Here is a 16,418-nt window from a genome sequence, read left to right on the forward strand (position 1 = left end):
TCGCAAAGGTTCACGGGCACCGATCCGGGTGGACACGCTCTCCCCATGGACACCCAGTTCGGGCCCGTGAACCCGTTTGGAGCGCAGGCCCGCTCAATTCTTCAATACTTGAATGGTTGAACGCCTTCGCGCCGTAGTACTTTTGTGCTTTAACGCACCACCGACAGGGCCTCGCGATTGCCGCTCTTGTAGGTGTAGAGGGTCAGCGCGCCGTTTTTGATGTCACCCTTGGCGTCGAAGCTGATATTGCCGGTCACGCCCTTGTAGCCTTCTGTCTTGGCCAGCACGGGCAGGTATTTGGCCGGGTCGGCCGAGCCGGCCTTGACCATGGCTGCGACCATCACGCCGACGGCGTCATAGGAGTAGGGGGCGTAGACTTGAACTTCCAGCTTGGTGGTGGCTTTGAAACGGGCGCGGAAATCTTCCATCGCCTGTTTCTGGCTGGCGTCAACGCCGCCCGCTTCCGCGCAGTAGACCTGGTTGTCGGCCATGGTGCCGGCAGCCAGCTTGGGCAATTCAGCGGTGCAGATGCCGTCGCCGCCGATCAGCTTGGCGGTCATGCCCAGCTGTTTCATCTGGCGAAGGATGGGGCCTGCTACGGCGTCCATGCCGCCGAAAAAGATCACATCGGGCTTCTTGGCCTTCAAGGTGGTCAGGATGGCGCTGAAATCGGTGGCTTTGTCGTTGGTGAATTCTCGCCCGGCAATCTTGCCGCCGGCCGACTTCACGCCTTTTTCGAACTCATCCGCCACGCCCTGGCCGTAGGCCGTGCGGTCGTCAATGACAGCGATCGATTTGCCGTGCAGGTCTTTGGCAGCGTAGCGGCCCAGCGTGCCGCCCAGATGCACGTCGTCAGCCACCACGCGGAAGGCGGTTTTGTAGCCATTGCGGGTGTACTTGGGGTTGGTGGCAGAGGGTGAAATCTGCGGAACACCGGCATCGGCATAGATCTTTGATGCGGGAATGGTGGTGCCCGAGTTCAGGTGACCAACCACGCCGTTGACCTTGGCGTCGACCAGCTTTTGGGCCGCTGCGGTGCCTTGCTTGGGATCGCCCGCGTCGTCTTCAGACAGCAATTCCAGTCGAACCTTTTTGCCGCCGATGAGCACGCCCTTGGCGTTCAGTTCGTCCACGGCCATGCGGGCGCCCAATTCATTGTCCTTGCCCAAGTGAGCGATGGCGCCGCTGGTGGGGCCCACGTGGCCAATCTTCACCACGACCTCTTGCGCAGAGGCGGCGCCAGCGGCCAGCAGGGCGCCGGCGCCCAGCAGTGAAAAGGAGAAGTTTTTCTTGAAGTTCATCAGAGTCAGTCCTTTTTGAGAGGGCCGCAGCTTTCACGCTGCGGCGGGTTGGAAAGCAGTCAGTTCAGTTATGGAGTTAGCATCCGCGGCACATTCATTGCGGCATGCCCATCACAGGCTTGCCCAGAAGCTCGGACGACAGCATGTAAATGCCGTGGTTGGAGAACACCCACACCAGATTGCGGTCCCATTCCACGAAGATGCTGTGCACCGGGTTGGGCAGGGCGCGGATGCTCTTGGTCTGGCCGTCCACCACCGGCACTTCACCAATCATCTTGGGCGTGAAGTAGCCAGCGATCACCGGTTTGGCAGGATCTTTCAGGTCAAACATCTGCATGCCGGCGTTGTAGTAGCTGTAGGGCATATAGCGTTGGCTGGGCGTACCGGGCTGGATCTGCGCGTAGCCGCTGCGCTTGGGGCCGAAGCTGCCGCGACGCTGGCAGAAATCGGTGAACGGCGCCTTGGCATCGGGCTTGGGCCGGGGCAGGGTGGTGGCGATCTTCGGGTTCAGCGGGTCGCGAACATCGATAGCGTAGATGTCTTTGAAGGGCTCATAGCAGTCCTCGCTCATCGGGTAGCCGCTGTAATAGATCATGCCGGTGGTTTCGACCTTGCTGACGTCGATGTTGTCACCCTCCGTGCCGGTCACGCTCATCGGCATGTCGATGTGGGCGACCTGCTTCATATTGGCCGGGTCGCTGATGTCGATCACGTAAAAGCCGAATCCACCCATGGCCGCGTAGCCGTACTTGCCGCCTTGCTCGACCGGCTTCGGAATGAACAGCGGCATGCGCGCGCCCATCCACGAGGTTTTGTTGCCGGCGCGTGGGTTCTTGCGGTATTCCTCCTCTTCACCCAGGCGAGAGCCCGGCGCCCACCACGTGGACAGGCGTTTGGGAGCGCTCGGGTCGGACACATCAAAGGCCAATTGGCCACCCGCGAACAGGTAGGTTTTGTACTCGGTGTTGGCAAAGGTGTCATCTGGGGCGCCCGCCACAAACAAATACTTGTCGCCGTCATACACGGGTACATCCTGGCAGCCTGAGCCTTGCTGTACTTCGTTTTTGGCCGAATGGTAGGGGTCCAGTGAGGTTTCGCTCAGCAGTTTCCAGTCGGTCCACAAGGGGCCGGTCACTTCAAACATGCGGAAGCCGCGCAGCATCTTGCGATCACGCAACGCCTTGACCTGCTCGGGGTTGGTGTACTTGTTCCAGACCACGCCATAACGCGGTGTTTCGTAGCACTGCACCGCAATCATCTTGCCGAGCTTTTTGTTGAACTTGACGTTGAACGGGCCGAACTGATGCTCACCGCCCTTGACGTCGAATTGCTTCTTGCCGACCAGCTTGGCATCCCGTGGGTCGGTGATGTCGAACACGTTGTAATGCCAGGTCTCGTAGTCGTACAAGTAGCGCCGCCCCTTCCAGTCGAAACTGGCTTGCCAACTGTGCCCGGCACCGGCCACATAGGGGTAGAACGCCTCTTGCTTGAAGTTCTTGGCGTAAGTGTTTTGGTCAAGATAGGGCAGGCTGCCTTCGACCGGATGCGCGCCATAGGCATCTGGCGTGATCTCGGGCATCTTGAAGGCGCCGGTCTTGGCGTCGTAGCCGTAGCTGGCAGGATTCGGATGCGCGGGCTCGCCGGGCAGCAGATGGGTGTTGACGGGCTTGCCTGCAGGGGCGTCAGGCGCATTCAGGTTGGCGCCGCTTTTGGCGGCTTGGGCTTGAACTGAGCCGCCGATCAAGGCGGCAGCCAAAAGGCCCGCCAGGCTCAAAGTGGATCGCAGTGTCATGGGATCTCCGTGTTCAATGAAAGAAGTGCGTGGGCTCAGAAGGCGTGGCGCAAGCCAAACATATAGCCTTCGGGGTTTTCGCCTGCCTTGGGTGACAGGCCCCAGTCGATGGGGTACTGCGCGCCAGCACTGCCGGTGGCACCGTTGCGCACCGTGCCGTAGGTGGCGTACACCGTGGTGCGGGGCGAGAAGTTGTAGGTGGTGCCGAGGGCCACGCCGGTCGAGTCGGCCAGCGCGCCTGTCGCGTCGTCACGGCGCACCACGCTGGCAAACAAGCGCCAACTCTGGTTCAGTTTGATGCGCGTACCCAGCTGAACACTGGTGCCGTGGGTGTCAAACGCCACGTAGGGCGCGTAGGCGTAGTAGCCGCGGTAGTCGTGCAGGATGCCGGTCAGCTCCACGTCCCCAATGCGGTAGACGGCAGACAGATAGGTGTCGTGCGAGCTTTCATTCTTCGTCTTGGTCTTGTCGAAGATATTGGTCTTGTCCTGCGTGTCTGTGGCCAAGCTCAGGTACAGCGGGCCATTCATGTACGAAGCACCCACGCTGACCACGCGGCCGTTTTTCGTGTTGAGTGAATCTTCCTGGCCGGCAGTTACAGTGGCCCGGAACTGGAATCCGCTGAAGTTTGCCGAGTTGAATGACACCGCATTTGACTCACGCCACGGTGCATAAAACACCATCATGTTGTTCACCGGGCTGTACGAAGAGCCATACGTCGGGTCGGCATAGCCATACAGGTTGTAGGACGACAAATTCAGGCGGCCCAGGTTGATGTCGCCCCAGTCCTTGTGGGCCAGTTGCACATAGGTTTCACGCGAGTTGGTGCCCATCACGCCGGTGTCGGCGTTCAAGATCATCTCGTGGCGGATCTTGGCTGACAGGCCGTTGCCCAGGTCTTCTTTGGCCGTGAACTCCAGGCGCGAAGTGGTCAGGCCACCGGAGCTGAGCCGGTTCAACGTTTTGCCGCCTGAACTGATGTGCTCAAGCGCGGCATCCACATAACCTGAGATGGTGACTTGCGCCATGGCCGGAGCGCCGGCCATCAGCAGGGTTGCCGCCAAAGCGAGGGGGGTGCGGTAGGACTGGTTATCTCTCACGGAAAACTCCTGGTAGTGCGGGGTGGTTGGGACCGGGGGGAGCGGTGAATATCAAACGGAAAGAGAAACGAACTTTTGAGGGCGAGCCGTGGGCCAGCCGGTCAGGTCACGGCTTTGCGCGCCATGAATTCGGCACTGCGCCAGATGCCGCTGACCATCACGTCCTTCAATGTGGCGATGGCGTCCCACACGTCGGCATGGCTGAGGTAGAGCGCTGCGAAGCCGAAGCGCAAGATGTCTGGCGCGCGAAAGTCGCCGATCACACCGCGAGCGATCAAGGCTTGCACGATGGCGTAGCCTTCGGCATGGGTCAGAGAGACTTGGCTGCCCCGCAGACCCGCTTCACGCGGCGTAGCCAGGCCGAAGCCGTGCTCGCTCAACTCCTGATCCACTAGGCGGATGAAAAGCTCGGTCAGCGCTAGGCTCTTGGCCCGCAGAGCCTGCATGTCCACGCCGTCGAACGCCGTCAATGCGGCTTCCAGCGCAAACAGGCCCATCTGCGGTGCCGTGCCCACCAGCATGCGATCAATGCCGGGCGCGGGCACATAGGTCTGCGTGAATTCAAAAGGCTTGGCGTGGCCGTGCCAACCGGTGATGGGCTGGCGAACGGATTCATGATGACGCTCCGCCACAAAGACAAACGATGGCGCGCCCGGGCCACCGTTAAGGTATTTGTAGCCGCAGCCCACGGCGAAATCGGCTTCGCAACCATTCAAATCACAAGGCATGGCGCCGGCGGTGTGCGCAAGATCCCAAATTACCAAAGCGCCCACTTCGTGCGCGCGGCGGGTCACCGCGGCCATGTCATAGGCCTGCCCGCTCTTGTAGTTCACGTGGGTGAGGGTCAGTACGGCCACGTCTTCGGTCAACGCCGCCATCACGTCAGCCGGCGCAACTGCGCGATGTTGCGCACCAGTCAATTCAGCCACGCCCGAAGCCACGTAGGCGTCGGTAGGGAAGTTGCCGTTCTCACCCAAAATGACGTTGCGGCCGGCCCGCATGCGCAGTGCGGACACCAGCAGCTTGAACAGATTGACGGAGGTGGAGTCCGCCACGATCACTTCATTGGGCTTTGCGCCAATCAGTGAAGCGATGCGCCCACCTACACGTTGTGGTGCGGGGTACCAGTCCGCGTCATTCCAGCTGCGGATCAGGCCAACCGCCCATTCTTGTTCAATGGCCTGCGTCATGCGTGACGGCACTGCCTTTGGCATTGCGCCAAGTGAGTTGCCGTCCAGATAGATCACATCTTGCGGTAGCGCGAAGAGGTCGCGGCGCGATGCCAGCGTGTCGGCCGCATCCATCGCAAGACAATGTGCGCGTGAGATCGGAGCTGCGGAGGACGAAAGGGACTGCGAGACTATGTTCATGGGTTTGCTGCAAGGTATTGATGCAGTCGTTTATGTATACAACGGGGTCAGTCTATGTTTGCCGTTAAGATTTAATGACCCTGCTAACCCTACCTTCCTTGTTTTGGGGTTAATTGATTCCGAAACACTCTTGATTGCGAATTTTTTATGCAAATTGAAATCGACGCGACCGACGGACAGTTGCTAAAAGCACTACAAGACAACGCTCGGCTGACCACGGGTGAACTCGCGGCCATGACCGGCATGTCGCAATCGCCGTGCTGGCGACGCGTCAAACGCTTGGAAGACGCCGGTTTGATTGCGGGTTATCACGCCCGTCTGGACCGCCGAGCCCTGGGTTACGGCGTGATGGCATTTGTCACCATCAGCATCGACAGCCAAGACGAGACCCTGTCACTTGATTTCGAGCGCGCAGTTCGCGACATCCCCGAAGTCGTGCTGTGCCACGGCGTCTCCGGCCCCGAAGACTTCGTGTTGATCGTGGTCGCACAAGACCTGGACGCCTACTCCACTCTGATGCAACAAAAACTCCGCCGCCTCCCTGGCGTGAAGATGGTGCGCACCAGTTTCTCCTTGCAAGAAGTCAAAGGGCTGGAGGGAATGCCGATTCCGGGGTAGGTGGGTGAACCGGCCGGCGCGCGGTCGAGTTGGATGCGTTGAGGTGACCTCGGCCGCTTGACGCTTGCATCGCTGCCTGCGTGATATCACGAATTTACTCGTGTCAGGTGTATTCTCGGCGGGCCCACCGCGCCAACTTCTGCATGCGGCCGTGTTGGGTGCGTTTGAGTTGTGCACCAGCGAGACGCTGTTGGCCGAATTGCTGGACGTGCTCAGGGCAACACCGCTGTCGCCGTGATCTCTACCCGCATGTGCGGGTGGGGCAGTTGGTGTACGGCGACGGTGGTGCGTGCGGGGCCGGTCACCGCGTCGAAGTGCTCGGCGTAGGCCTTGTTGTATTCGGCAAAATCGCGCATGTCGGTCAGGTAACACGTCAGGCTGACGCAGTGGCTCAGGGTTGCGCCTTCGGTCGTCAGGGCTTGGCGAATTTTTTCGATCACCACCCGGGTTTGCAGGGCGACGTCGATCAGGAGTTCACCGTCGTCGCTTTGTGACACGCCGGCGCAACCGCCGTCGGCTTGCCGCGCGCTCATGCCGGACACAAACAGCCAGTTTCCGCAGCGGCGCAAATTGGGGTAGGCGCCTAAGGGTTTGATGCGGTCATCGCTCATTGGAGTTTGAAGCCGATGTCGGCCAGGGACTGGTGCATGCCGCAGCGTTGCTGGGTGGTCAAGGGTACGAGCGGCGGGCGTACGCGCAGCCACTCAGGGTCGTTCAGCTGGGTCGCCAGCACATCCTTGAGCGCAGCAATCATGGGCAGGGCCTGCATCACTTGGCGAACTTGGTCCACCTCGGCTTGCAGCGCGGGACCGGTGTTTTGATTCCACTCATTGACGAGTCGGCTGATGGCGCCGGGGTTGATGTTCACGGTGGCAGAGATGCAGCCGCGCGCGCCCAACGGCCGGGTGCGGGAGATGAAACTTTCTGATGCCGGGAAAATGGCAAGGTCCGGAAACCGAGTCAGCATGGTTTGCAAGTTATCCCAGTCACCGGAGCTATCTTTGATGCCCACAACGACGCCTGGAAAATCCTTCAGCAATCGTTCAATCACCGCATGCGTAATCGGCACGCCGCTGAGTGCAGGGATGTGGTAAAGGTACAGCTTGAGGCGGGCGTCACCGATGCGATGGATCACGTCAGCGTAGTAGGCATACAAGCCGTCGTCTGTGATGCCTTTGTAGAAAAATGGCGGCAACATCAGCACGCCCGCGCATCCCAGTTGAACGGCATGACGGCTCAACTCAGCGGTCTCGGTCACTGAGCTGGCACCGGTGCCCGGCAACAGTCGCGCTGGGGGCAGTTCGGCCTCGATCAACTGCTCCAGCAGGCCCATGCGTTCGCGGCCAGACAGGGAGTTGGCCTCGCTATTGGTACCGAACGGCGCAAGCCCGGCGCCTTCGGAGATCAACCAGCGGCAATGGGCAATGAATCGCGCCACGTCGGGGCTGCCGTTGGCGGTAAATGGTGTGACGACAGGCGCAAACGCGCCTGTCAACGCCGATGTCGAGGCGTGACTGTGCATATCAACTCCAGGGATGATTGAGGTTAAAGGTTCAGAGACGCTGGCGGGCTTGATACAGGGCTGTGATTACCGCCAGCGTGCCCGGCCTATGAAGGGCAGGGCGGTAGGTGCCGGGCGAAGTCGAGCAAGGCCTCGCCAAAGGTGTCGTCGCCACAGGCGCTGTCAAGGTGGGCGACGATAGAGGTGTGGTTGTGCCGCGGTACGCAGATCAGGCGCGGAATACGACCCTGTGCAAGGCCTGCTTGGTGGCAAAACTCTGCGGCGTAGACGTCCAACCAGGGGTTTTCGTACTCAGCCACCGCAAGCAAGGTCGGTACATTCAGATGCTGGGCATGACTGACAGCAGAGTCCGCGGCGTAGCGCATTTCGTCCGCCCCAAAATAGGCGATAACCCCTTGAGCATTGGGGTTGTCGGGTCGAACGTCCGCCCGCAGTCGAGCACTGACCAAGATCGCGCCGGCGATTTTTGGACGGTTCGGGCGGCACCGGGGATCGCACAGGTAACTTGCGACGTGTGCGCCGCCGGCGGAGTGACCCATCAATACGATACGGCTAGCGTCACCCGAAAATTCAGCGGCATGGGCACGCACCCAGTCCACCGCCAGACCCACATCCAACGCACCCGCTGGAAAGGGAGCCTCGGGTGCCAAGCGATATTCCACATTCACGCCCAGCCACCCGTGGCGGGCGAACAGGCGAGCCACATTGCCGTAGACCTGATCGTTGCTGTCTTTTTGGCCGCGCACAAAAGCACCGCCGTGCACAAACATCATGATGGGTCGCTGCGCCGCCGCGCTGCCGGTTTCCGGACCTTGCCCTTGATCTTGGCCTTGATAGAGGTCCAGGCGTTGCCGCGTGTGCGTCCCGTAGGGCAGATCCCGCGTCACCCGCAGCCCTGGCAAGGAATGAGCGGCCAGCAGGGGGGTATAGGCCCGCACCATTTGATCCCGGTGATGGTTGATGTCGGCCGCCCAGCGCGGGCCGATGTCAGCAAGGAGTTGTTGGATCGCTGCGCTGGGCGTGGCGAGGCTGCCGACGTCGGGGGCTTCAATGCCGGTCATTGAACACGCCCATCAACGCAGACAACTCAGCGATGTATTCACCGTAACGCGGATCAGACTTGATCTCCTCGGGTTGACGGGGCCGCGGCAGGTCGATTTGAATCTCCTGCACCACCCGACCAGGCCGGCCGGACATCACGATCACCCGGTCCGACAGAAAAACGGCCTCGGCAATACTGTGCGTCACCAACAAAACCGTCTGCCGCAAGGTTTGCCAGATGCGCAGCAACTCGACATTCAGGCGGTCTCGAGTGAGCGCATCCAGCGCGCCAAAGGGTTCATCCATTAGCAGGATTTGCGGGTCCAGGGCGAGGATCTGGCCAATCGCGGCACGTTGACGCATGCCGCCGGAGAGTTGATGCGGATGGTGCTTCTCGAAGCCTTTCAACCCCAATGTCTCGGTCAGTTGCTCGAGCTTGGGGTGTAAGACCTGCATGTCCAGCCCTCGCAGCTTGGCACCCAGGGCCATATTGTCAGCCACCGTCAACCAGGGCAGCATATTGCTGCTCTGGAACACGACACCGATTTCCGGGCTTGGGCCTTTGACGGGGCGTTGATTGACCTGAACTTCACCGCCCTGATAAGGTGTTAGCCCCGCGACGATGCGCAACAGCGTGCTCTTGCCACAGCCACTTGGGCCCAGGATGGACACAAATTCATGCGGCGCAACGGTGAGGTCCACCGCCTCCAGTGCCTTGACCTCGTGTTTACCAGCAAAGGTCTTCAGGACCTGGCGCACAGCGATGGCGGGCGCCGTTGCCGGTTCAGATTCGGGGGCAGAGGCGCAAGCTCGCAACGAGGCTGCGGGTGACGAAGCCGGCATGGGCATGCTGTCCTTGTGTGGTTTGTACATGAGGGCTAACAATCCAAGATCAAACACATCAGAAAGAAATACCACGCCACCAGACCGCGCGCGCCAGACGTTCCACGCCCCAATACAGCAGCATGGCCAGTGCGGTGATCACCAGAATGGCGGCGAACATCAAGTCGGTTTGCGCATTGGCGGTGGCCAACGTCATCAGATGCCCCAGACCCTCCTCGGCGCCAATGAACTCACCTACGATGGCGCCGATCACGGCGAGCGGCATGGCAATCTTGATGCCGTCGACAAAAGCGGGCAGTGCAGCCGGCACCTGCAGGCGCCAAAAGCGGTCCCATGCGCTCGCACCCAGTGCGCTGAAATGCTCATCCAGATTGACGGCGACGTTTTGCATGCCGCCGAGTGTGGCCACCACCACCGGAAAAAATGCGAACAGAAAAGTTGCCGCCAGCTTGGAGGCGAACCCGTAGCCAAACCACACAATCATCAGCGGCGCTAGCGCGATTTTTGGCATGCTTTGCAGGGCTGTGATCAGGGGGTAAAGCGTGCGGCGCGCCAAAGGGCTGAGTTGAATCAGGACGCCGAAAAGCACGCCCACCACGACCGCCAGACCAAAGCCCGCCAGCACTTCGAGCAAGGTCACCCAGGTTTCAGACACCAGCATCGCCCGCGCCTCCCAGCCCGCAGCCAGCACCGCGCTCAAAGGCGGAAGCAAGTAACGGCGCACACCCAAGCCGCTGACGCCAAACTCCCAAAATGCGGCCAACAGGCCCCAAAAAATCAGTGTTTCTAGCCATCGTTTCATGCGTGATCACCTTGTCAGCGTCAGGATCAGGACTTCTTGCCACTCTTGGCGTCAACCACGGCCTGCGGCGGCGGCACCACAAAGCGGGCAAACCGATATTGGTCGAAGGAGTCGATATTGCGTTCCCACACCTGGGCGCGATGCGCGCTGCCCTCGGGGATCTGGGTCATCTCGCAATACAACTCAACGTTGTTGCCGTCCGGGTCTTTGAACACCAAAAACAGGTTTTCTCCCGGGCCGTGTTTGCCGATGCCGCGCACAATTTCCACCTGATGGGATTGCAGCACTTTGACGGCGCGCTCCATCTCTGCCATGTTGTCAACCAGGTAGGAAAAATGCTCAAGCCCCGGACGGCTGTAGCGCGGCAGGTCGTTGAAGTCGGCTTCGGTATTCGAGCCCGGCGCAGGAGCGGGTAGTTGCGACAGGGCCAGGTCGTGGTGGTCAGCGCCGGCGCGGAGAAACACCATCTGGTCGCTGATCCAGTCGGAGACTTGCATGCCCATCACTTCGGTGTAGAACTTCACCGACTTCTGGATGTCTCTCACCATCAATACAAGGTGCCCGAGTTTGCGTGGGCGAATGGGGGTCAGGCTAGTTTCCATGGGTGGTGCTCGTGATGTCGATGGCTGACGAAAATGTCAGTCCACAATGAATCGGTTGGTATAGACCTCGGCCCCGCGCACCGCCGCGGTGACTTGAAAGGCCTTCTTCGCGAATTCGATGGTGCCGTGCATGCGGTCGGCGCGGATGTAGCCTAGCTTTTTGTTGTCGGCGCCTTCGTCGACCATGAGCAATGCGGTCTCTTTGATCTGTTGCAGCAAGATGCTTTTGGTGGACAGTTTGGCGCTGGCGGCGATTAGGTCGGCGGCTTCGTCGGGGTTCTTGCGCATGTAGTCATAACCTCGAAACGTCGCGGCAACAAAACGCTTGACCAACTCCGGGTTGCTGGCGATCAGCTTTTCATTGGTAACGATGCCATTGCCATAAATGTTCAAGTTGAAATCCCGGTATCGCAGCATGCCCACGGTTTTTCCTTCGCGTGCGGCCAGCGCGTCCAACAAGGGCTTGTTTGCGCCTTCCCAGCACTCGGCCAGGTCAATGCGCCCATCCAGAAAGCTGGGGTTGATGACGGAGGGGTCCAGGCGGAGCAATTTGACGTGAGTGGCGGGCAGGCTGTTGGCCAGCAACCAGGCGGGCACGATGTTCTGCAGGGGCGAGGCTGCTCCGCCCCCCAGGCTCAACCCCTTCAGGTCGGCCATTTTGCTGATCTTGCGCTTGGGCGATTCCAGGTAGCACAGCGCGGCAGGCCACACGGTGTTGACGGCACCTACCATCACCGTCTTGCCGCCGTTGGCGCGGTTGAGCATCACGCTGATCGGGTCGCCATAGCCAAACTCAAAAAGGCCCTGATCGATTTCATTGACTGTGCGCTGCCCGCCGTAGCCTCGTTGGGTCAGCACTTCAAGGCCCGCCTCGGCGTAGAAACCTTTGGCCACGGCCACCATCACCCCGCCGGTGCTGCCCTGTGGCAACCATGCGAGGTTGAAACGGACTTTGTCCAGAGCCTGTGCGGGCATAACGCTCATACTCATGAGTATGGTCAGGGCCACAAAGGCGACTGCGCGGCTGCGGCTGGACGGTCGGGGCTGTCCAGTTTGGAAGTTCATGGCAAGTGCCCGGTTGGTGTCAGTGGAGACTGAAGCGCTGACTGGGGTGACAGCGGCGTCAGCCAATGGCCAGCTCTGCGCTTGCTGCAGCAGTTGACGCTGCAACCACCCGGTTGCGAATGCTACCGATGCCGTCGATGCTGGCAATCATCACATCCCCGGGCTGCAAGAAGACGCCTCGTGCCATGCCCACGCCAGTGGGCGTGCCGGTGGCGATCAAGTCACCGGGGCGCAAGGTCAGCATGGACGAGAGGTAGGCAATTTGCTCGGCAATGTTGAACACCATGCCCGAGGTGCTGTCGTCTTGCATCATCTGTTCGTTCACTGAGAGGCGCATCCGGAGTGCCTGTGGGTTCTCAATGCAGTCGCGTGGCACAAGCCACGGACCCATGGGCCCGAAGGTGTCGAAACTCTTTCCGCGAAACCAGTCGTGGGTAAAGGGGTAGTCGCTGCGGCGATTCAGGTCACGGGCACTGATGTCGTTGAACACCGTATAACCTGCGACCACGTCCAAAGCGTGCTCGATGCTGACGTTGCGGCATTCGCGTCCGATGACCACGCCGAGCTCAATCTCCCAATCGAGCTTGACTGTGTTGTCGGGTTTGACCACATCTTCCTCGGATGCAATCACACTGGTGTCGGCCTTCATGAAGACATAGGGCGCACTCTCGCTGCGGGCCGCCAGCTTGGTGCCCATTTCTTTGGCGTGTTCATAGTAGTTTGACGCCGCGCCAAAAATGCGCCGCGGCCGGTAGGGTGCGCACAATTTGTAGCTCCCCAAGCTCAAAGGCTTGATGGCGCCACGCGCTACCAGCATTTGCAGGGCGTGCGCCATAGCGGCAATTTTGGGTGCGCTGCACGACCACTGCTCGACTGCAGCTTGGGTGCCGGATTGCAAGGGATGCTCACTCATGTCACAGGCTTTGGCCACGGCGGCGGCGTCATACAACGCGTCGCCCAACACAAGGGCGGCTTGTGGGCCTTGGCCCTGATCGTAAGAAGCGATGGCGTACCAGTTCAAGGGAATTCCTTTGCGTTGAGTCGGGTGGAATCTGTGGATTCATTCGGTGTTTTGAATACAATATCACCGCCATGTATACATAACAAGGGGTTCAGGGTATGTCCCAGGGAAAATGCCGGAGGCATTGCAAACAGGGCGGCCCATCTGACCCGCAACCCGGAGTAGTCCATGTCCACAAGAATCGGCTTGTTGATCGTCATTCCACTGCAGCCAGTAGTTCTGCAAGCCTTGCAGCAACGTTGCGACGTGATTTACGCGCCAAAGGGTTACGCTGATCCAGTGCTGCTGACGGTAACGCCGGGCCAAAGGGCCTCAGTCAGTGTCCTACTCAGTAACGGCAGCACCGGGGCAAGCGCGGCGCAAATGGAAAGATGGCCGAGGTTGCGCTTGATTCATGCTTTTGGCGCTGGATACGAAGGCATAGACGTGAAAGCTGCGTGCGCTCTAGGCATTGAAGTGAGCCATGCCCCCGGAGTCAACAACGCCACCGTGGCTGACCATGCGTTAGCTTTAATGCTCGGTGCGGCGCGCGGCATTGCGCCGTTGGACCGTGCCGTCAAGGCCGGTGCGTGGTTGCATCACAGGGCCGCGCGGCCCAGTGTGAATGGGCGCAGCATCGGGTTGGTTGGCATGGGCAACATCGGTCAGCAAATTGCCCGCCGTGCGCAGGGATTTGACATGTACATCAGCTACCACAGCCGACAGGCGCGGGTTGATATGCCATACCGTTATGTGCCTTCTTTGCTGCAGTTGGCTCAGTCGGTCGATTTTCTGATGTTGGCATGCCCAGGTGGCCCCGCCACGCGACACCTCGTCAACCGCCAAGTCTTGCGGGCCCTTGGGCCCGAGGGCTTTCTTATCAACGTCGCCCGTGGGTCGGTGGTGAACACCGAAGATTTGATCGCGGCACTGAAAGCTGGCGAAATTGCCGGTGCTGCGCTTGACGTGCTGGAGGATGAGCCCGACGTGCCGCAGGCCTTGTTGGGCATGGAGCAAGTACTGTTGACACCCCATATCTCCGGCCGCTCCCCCGAGGCGCAAGAGGCGCAGTTGCGCGCCTTTGAATCCAATATGGCGGCCTGCATCGCAGGGGGGATCCCGCCAAATCAAGTGCCTGGTGCAGGCACTTGATCGGCGGTATGCCAGCTATGTTGGTTCAAAGTCCCTGGCGGTCTGCCTTCAAGTCGGGATGGCGCAGTGCAGGGGCCTCGTCGGCACCCACCACGTTTTTGGCGGCGCCTCCCCATCCCCTGTCGGTGAGGTCAATGATGACGCCATTCGGATCTTTGTACTTGACCTCGTAGAAGATGTTGCCCTTGATGGGAACTTCACCCATGTAGTAATTGCCGCCGGCGGCCTCGCAGTCTTGTCGAGCTTGCCCGATTTCGTCGACCCAGAATCCGATGTGGTGCAGCCCTACATAGTCACGCCCGCGCTCGCCAGCGGCTTGGTCTGTCTTGTAGTTCAGTAGCGCCACGCACATGACGCCGTCGCTAAGGTAGACCCCCCGCGCCAGTGAGGAATCGGTTTCTCCGACCTTCTTCATGCCGAAGGCCTTTTCGTAAAAGGGCGCCACTGCCCAGGGGTCGGGGACGGAAATTGCGATGTGTCTCAGTTTGCCAGCCATGAAGTTCTCCTGAAAGAAGTGTGTTGAAAGCAGATTGATCGAGGGTGTGATATGAGGGCAGCAGTTTGAACTGCGGGTTTCACGCCGAGACCGTGAGTGGGTCATGCGATAGGGCAGATTTCGCAACTGCATGTATACATCAAAATGATTATGTATTCAAATAGTGGTTTGCGCCATGCAATTGGACGTCAGGCGGATAGAATCTGCACCATCTGTTCATCAGCAATCGCAGACAAGGGCCTTGCCATGGGAAATGCTTCAGCCGGCATCTGCCGCAGCCTCACCGAAGACATCGTCAGCGGGCGTCTGCCTCCGGGCCAGAAGCTGGAGGAGTTGGTGCTCGCCGAGCGCTTTCAAGTCTCCCGCACACCCATTCGGGAGGCTCTGCGGGAGTTGCATGCCCGAGGGCTTATCGCCTTGGAGCCGCGCAAAGGTGGCATCGTGCGCAGCATTGGCTTGCAAGATCTGTCTGACATGCTGGAAGCGATGGTCGAGTTGGACGCCTTGTGCTGCCGCATCAGTGCGGAACGCATGAGCGCGGTCCAGAAGAAACAACTCGCCATGGTGCAAGCGCAGAGCGAAGAGTGCGTCGCCCGGGGGGATGAGGTGGGCTATCTGGGCCTGAATCACCAGTTCCATCAACTGATCAGTGCGGGCGCGCAGAACCACACCTTGACGGAGATGTTGAGCAAACTGCGCGAACGCCTGGCCCCGTTCCGCGCCGCGCAAACCAAGGTGGAGCGCCGGCTTGCGGTGTCGCATGACGAGCACCAAGCCATCCTCGCCGCAATCCAGTCTGGCGACGCGGAAGCGGCCTATGAGGCCATGCGCAATCACACAGCGCGCCTGAGCATCAATGTGCTTGATTTATTGCGTCAGCAGCAAAATGGTGGCGAAGCGGGCTCTGCGGACAGCACGCCGCAATCCGCCGCGCAGGCATCTCGGTCCACCGTGACGGCAAGCGAAAAAAGCACCGCAAAAAAAACGGTGCCGCGCAAGCGCACCACACCCGCTGCGGCGACTCAAATTGGCAAGGTTGACAAGATCAGCAAGGCCAACAATTCTGCCAAAGTGCTGGCGCCGGTGAAGGTAAGCCGGGCGGTGAAGGGCAGGTGATGGCAAGGCCGGCAGTACACGTCATGCTTGCCAACTGGGTGGTCTCCATTTTTGCGGGCAGCCACCCAAACCGCCCTAATCACCGGCCATGCTGATTTTCGCAGAGCTTGCCTGGGCCTGAGCCGCTGTTCTTTACATTCGGATTGATATGAAACCAACAACCCGGCGTGTAGTCCAGGCCGTCCTTTACGAAGTTTTTGCCGTTGTCGTGGTGGGGCCTGCCTTGGCAACCATTTTTGATGAATCCGTGGTCTCCACGATGGGACTTGCTTTTCTCATGTCCACGGTGGCTTTGGCCTGGAATTACATTTTCAATGCTTGGTTTGAGCGCTGGGAAGCAAAGCAACCCATCAAGGGGCGGTCGCTCTTGCGGCGCTTGGCGCATGGTGCCGGCTTTGAGGGCGGACTCGTCGTGGTGCTCGTCCCCATCATGGCGTGGTGGCTGAATACGTCGCTGCTCAATGCGTTTATTGCAGACTTGGGTGTTTTGGCATTCTTTTTTGTTTACGCCGTGGTCTTCACTTGGGCCTTTGATCGTGTCTTTGGGTTGCCTGAATCAGCCGCATCGACTTTAGAGTCATAACGAGCAATCACTGCT

18 protein-coding genes are annotated in these 16,418 nt (G+C 59.9%); 5 read left to right on the forward strand and 13 right to left on the reverse strand.

Annotated features, from left to right (window positions below):
• Positions 1 to 149 precede the first annotated feature (149 nt).
• The 4 genes from PRZ01_RS08520 to kynU form a co-directional block, all read right to left on the reverse strand.
• On the reverse strand, positions 150 to 1,301 hold the full coding sequence (locus PRZ01_RS08520) for a branched-chain amino acid ABC transporter substrate-binding protein (RefSeq protein ID WP_273596340.1): 1,152 nt from the start codon (positions 1,299 to 1,301) through the stop codon (positions 150 to 152).
• Positions 1,302 to 1,395: 94 nt separating this feature from the next.
• Positions 1,396 to 3,093: an LVIVD repeat-containing protein gene (locus PRZ01_RS08525; RefSeq protein ID WP_273596341.1), complete on the reverse strand. Its 1,698-nt coding sequence runs from the start codon at positions 3,091 to 3,093 to the stop codon at positions 1,396 to 1,398.
• A 35-nt stretch (positions 3,094 to 3,128) separates the two neighbouring features.
• Entirely contained in the window at positions 3,129 to 4,193 is a 1,065-nt protein-coding gene (locus PRZ01_RS08530) for a porin (RefSeq protein ID WP_273596342.1), read from the reverse strand.
• 101 nt (positions 4,194 to 4,294) lie between these two features.
• Complete coding sequence (gene kynU, locus PRZ01_RS08535) at positions 4,295 to 5,563, reverse strand: kynureninase (RefSeq protein WP_273596343.1); 1,269 nt, start codon at positions 5,561 to 5,563, stop codon at positions 4,295 to 4,297.
• A 147-nt stretch (positions 5,564 to 5,710) separates the two neighbouring features.
• On the opposite strand from kynU, the gene PRZ01_RS08540 reads away from it, so the two are divergent.
• Positions 5,711 to 6,181 (forward strand): Lrp/AsnC family transcriptional regulator, encoded by a 471-nt coding sequence (locus tag PRZ01_RS08540; protein ID WP_273596344.1) that lies wholly within the window; start codon positions 5,711 to 5,713, stop codon positions 6,179 to 6,181.
• A gap of 100 nt (positions 6,182 to 6,281) precedes the next feature.
• Positions 6,282 to 6,419: a hypothetical protein gene (locus PRZ01_RS08545; RefSeq protein ID WP_273596345.1), complete on the forward strand. Its 138-nt coding sequence runs from the start codon at positions 6,282 to 6,284 to the stop codon at positions 6,417 to 6,419.
• On the opposite strand, the gene PRZ01_RS08550 is transcribed toward PRZ01_RS08545, so the two are convergent.
• The 8 genes from PRZ01_RS08550 to PRZ01_RS08585 form a co-directional block, all read right to left on the reverse strand.
• Positions 6,394 to 6,792 (reverse strand): RidA family protein, encoded by a 399-nt coding sequence (locus PRZ01_RS08550; protein ID WP_273596346.1) that lies wholly within the window; start codon positions 6,790 to 6,792, stop codon positions 6,394 to 6,396. The genes PRZ01_RS08545 and PRZ01_RS08550 overlap by 26 nt on opposite strands.
• A complete protein-coding gene (locus tag PRZ01_RS08555; protein ID WP_273596347.1) occupies positions 6,789 to 7,703 on the reverse strand; it encodes a dihydrodipicolinate synthase family protein in 915 nt (304 codons plus the stop codon). Before PRZ01_RS08555 ends, PRZ01_RS08550 begins: the two co-directional genes overlap by 4 nt.
• Positions 7,704 to 7,789: 86 nt before the next feature.
• Positions 7,790 to 8,764 carry an alpha/beta hydrolase gene (locus PRZ01_RS08560; RefSeq protein ID WP_273596348.1) on the reverse strand — a complete coding sequence of 325 codons (975 nt, stop codon included), beginning with the start codon at positions 8,762 to 8,764 and terminating at the stop codon, positions 7,790 to 7,792.
• On the reverse strand, positions 8,751 to 9,617 hold the full coding sequence (locus PRZ01_RS08565; protein ID WP_273596349.1) for an ABC transporter ATP-binding protein: 867 nt from the start codon (positions 9,615 to 9,617) through the stop codon (positions 8,751 to 8,753). The genes PRZ01_RS08560 and PRZ01_RS08565 overlap by 14 nt, the downstream gene beginning before the upstream one ends.
• 28 nt (positions 9,618 to 9,645) lie before the next feature.
• Positions 9,646 to 10,389: an ABC transporter permease gene (locus PRZ01_RS08570; RefSeq protein WP_273596350.1), complete on the reverse strand. Its 744-nt coding sequence runs from the start codon at positions 10,387 to 10,389 to the stop codon at positions 9,646 to 9,648.
• 26 nt (positions 10,390 to 10,415) lie between these two features.
• Positions 10,416 to 10,979, reverse strand: a complete 564-nt coding sequence (locus PRZ01_RS08575; protein ID WP_273596431.1) for a VOC family protein — start codon at positions 10,977 to 10,979, stop codon at positions 10,416 to 10,418.
• A 48-nt stretch (positions 10,980 to 11,027) separates the two neighbouring features.
• The gene (locus PRZ01_RS08580) at positions 11,028 to 11,981 is read right to left on the reverse strand and encodes an ABC transporter substrate-binding protein (protein ID WP_273596351.1); all 954 of its coding nucleotides are present in this window, start codon (positions 11,979 to 11,981) and stop codon (positions 11,028 to 11,030) included.
• Positions 11,982 to 12,114: 133 nt separating this feature from the next.
• Positions 12,115 to 13,077: a fumarylacetoacetate hydrolase family protein gene (locus tag PRZ01_RS08585; protein ID WP_273596352.1), complete on the reverse strand. Its 963-nt coding sequence runs from the start codon at positions 13,075 to 13,077 to the stop codon at positions 12,115 to 12,117.
• A 168-nt stretch (positions 13,078 to 13,245) separates the two neighbouring features.
• On the opposite strand from PRZ01_RS08585, the gene PRZ01_RS08590 reads away from it, so the two are divergent.
• Complete coding sequence (locus PRZ01_RS08590) at positions 13,246 to 14,208, forward strand: 2-hydroxyacid dehydrogenase (protein WP_273596353.1); 963 nt, start codon at positions 13,246 to 13,248, stop codon at positions 14,206 to 14,208.
• Positions 14,209 to 14,233: 25 nt separating this feature from the next.
• On the opposite strand, the gene PRZ01_RS08595 is transcribed toward PRZ01_RS08590, so the two are convergent.
• Positions 14,234 to 14,704 carry a VOC family protein gene (locus PRZ01_RS08595; RefSeq protein ID WP_273596354.1) on the reverse strand — a complete coding sequence of 157 codons (471 nt, stop codon included), beginning with the start codon at positions 14,702 to 14,704 and terminating at the stop codon, positions 14,234 to 14,236.
• Between the two features lie 246 nt (positions 14,705 to 14,950).
• On the opposite strand from PRZ01_RS08595, the gene PRZ01_RS08600 reads away from it, so the two are divergent.
• Together PRZ01_RS08600 and PRZ01_RS08605 are read left to right on the forward strand one after the other, a co-directional pair.
• Entirely contained in the window at positions 14,951 to 15,820 is an 870-nt protein-coding gene (locus PRZ01_RS08600) for a GntR family transcriptional regulator (protein WP_273596355.1), read from the forward strand.
• A gap of 148 nt (positions 15,821 to 15,968) precedes the next feature.
• Positions 15,969 to 16,403 carry a PACE efflux transporter gene (locus tag PRZ01_RS08605; RefSeq protein WP_273596356.1) on the forward strand — a complete coding sequence of 145 codons (435 nt, stop codon included), beginning with the start codon at positions 15,969 to 15,971 and terminating at the stop codon, positions 16,401 to 16,403.
• Positions 16,404 to 16,418: the final 15 nt, after the last annotated feature.

The sequence above is a fragment of the Roseateles koreensis genome (assembly GCF_028595305.1).
Lineage (GTDB): Bacteria > Pseudomonadota > Gammaproteobacteria > Burkholderiales > Burkholderiaceae_C > Paucibacter_A > Paucibacter_A koreensis.

Excerpts from the sequence above, each read along its gene's own strand:
- PRZ01_RS08520 (WP_273596340.1), bottom strand. The coding sequence starts at position 1,301 with ATGAACTTCAAGAAAAACTTCTCCTTTTCACTGCTGGGCGCCGGCGCC.
- PRZ01_RS08525 (WP_273596341.1), bottom strand. The coding sequence starts at position 3,093 with ATGACACTGCGATCCACTTTGAGCCTGGCGGGCCTTTTGGCTGCCGCC.
- kynU (WP_273596343.1), bottom strand. The coding sequence starts at position 5,563 with ATGAACATAGTCTCGCAGTCCCTTTCGTCCTCCGCAGCTCCGATCTCA.
- PRZ01_RS08540 (WP_273596344.1), top strand. The coding sequence starts at position 5,711 with ATGCAAATTGAAATCGACGCGACCGACGGACAGTTGCTAAAAGCACTA.
- PRZ01_RS08550 (WP_273596346.1), bottom strand. The coding sequence starts at position 6,792 with ATGAGCGATGACCGCATCAAACCCTTAGGCGCCTACCCCAATTTGCGC.
- PRZ01_RS08555 (WP_273596347.1), bottom strand. The coding sequence starts at position 7,703 with ATGCACAGTCACGCCTCGACATCGGCGTTGACAGGCGCGTTTGCGCCT.
- PRZ01_RS08560 (WP_273596348.1), bottom strand. The coding sequence starts at position 8,764 with ATGACCGGCATTGAAGCCCCCGACGTCGGCAGCCTCGCCACGCCCAGC.
- PRZ01_RS08565 (WP_273596349.1), bottom strand. The coding sequence starts at position 9,617 with ATGTACAAACCACACAAGGACAGCATGCCCATGCCGGCTTCGTCACCC.
- PRZ01_RS08570 (WP_273596350.1), bottom strand. The coding sequence starts at position 10,389 with ATGAAACGATGGCTAGAAACACTGATTTTTTGGGGCCTGTTGGCCGCA.
- PRZ01_RS08580 (WP_273596351.1), bottom strand. The coding sequence starts at position 11,981 with ATGAGTATGAGCGTTATGCCCGCACAGGCTCTGGACAAAGTCCGTTTC.
- PRZ01_RS08590 (WP_273596353.1), top strand. The coding sequence starts at position 13,246 with ATGTCCACAAGAATCGGCTTGTTGATCGTCATTCCACTGCAGCCAGTA.
- PRZ01_RS08595 (WP_273596354.1), bottom strand. The coding sequence starts at position 14,704 with ATGGCTGGCAAACTGAGACACATCGCAATTTCCGTCCCCGACCCCTGG.
- PRZ01_RS08600 (WP_273596355.1), top strand. The coding sequence starts at position 14,951 with ATGGGAAATGCTTCAGCCGGCATCTGCCGCAGCCTCACCGAAGACATC.
- PRZ01_RS08605 (WP_273596356.1), top strand. The coding sequence starts at position 15,969 with ATGAAACCAACAACCCGGCGTGTAGTCCAGGCCGTCCTTTACGAAGTT.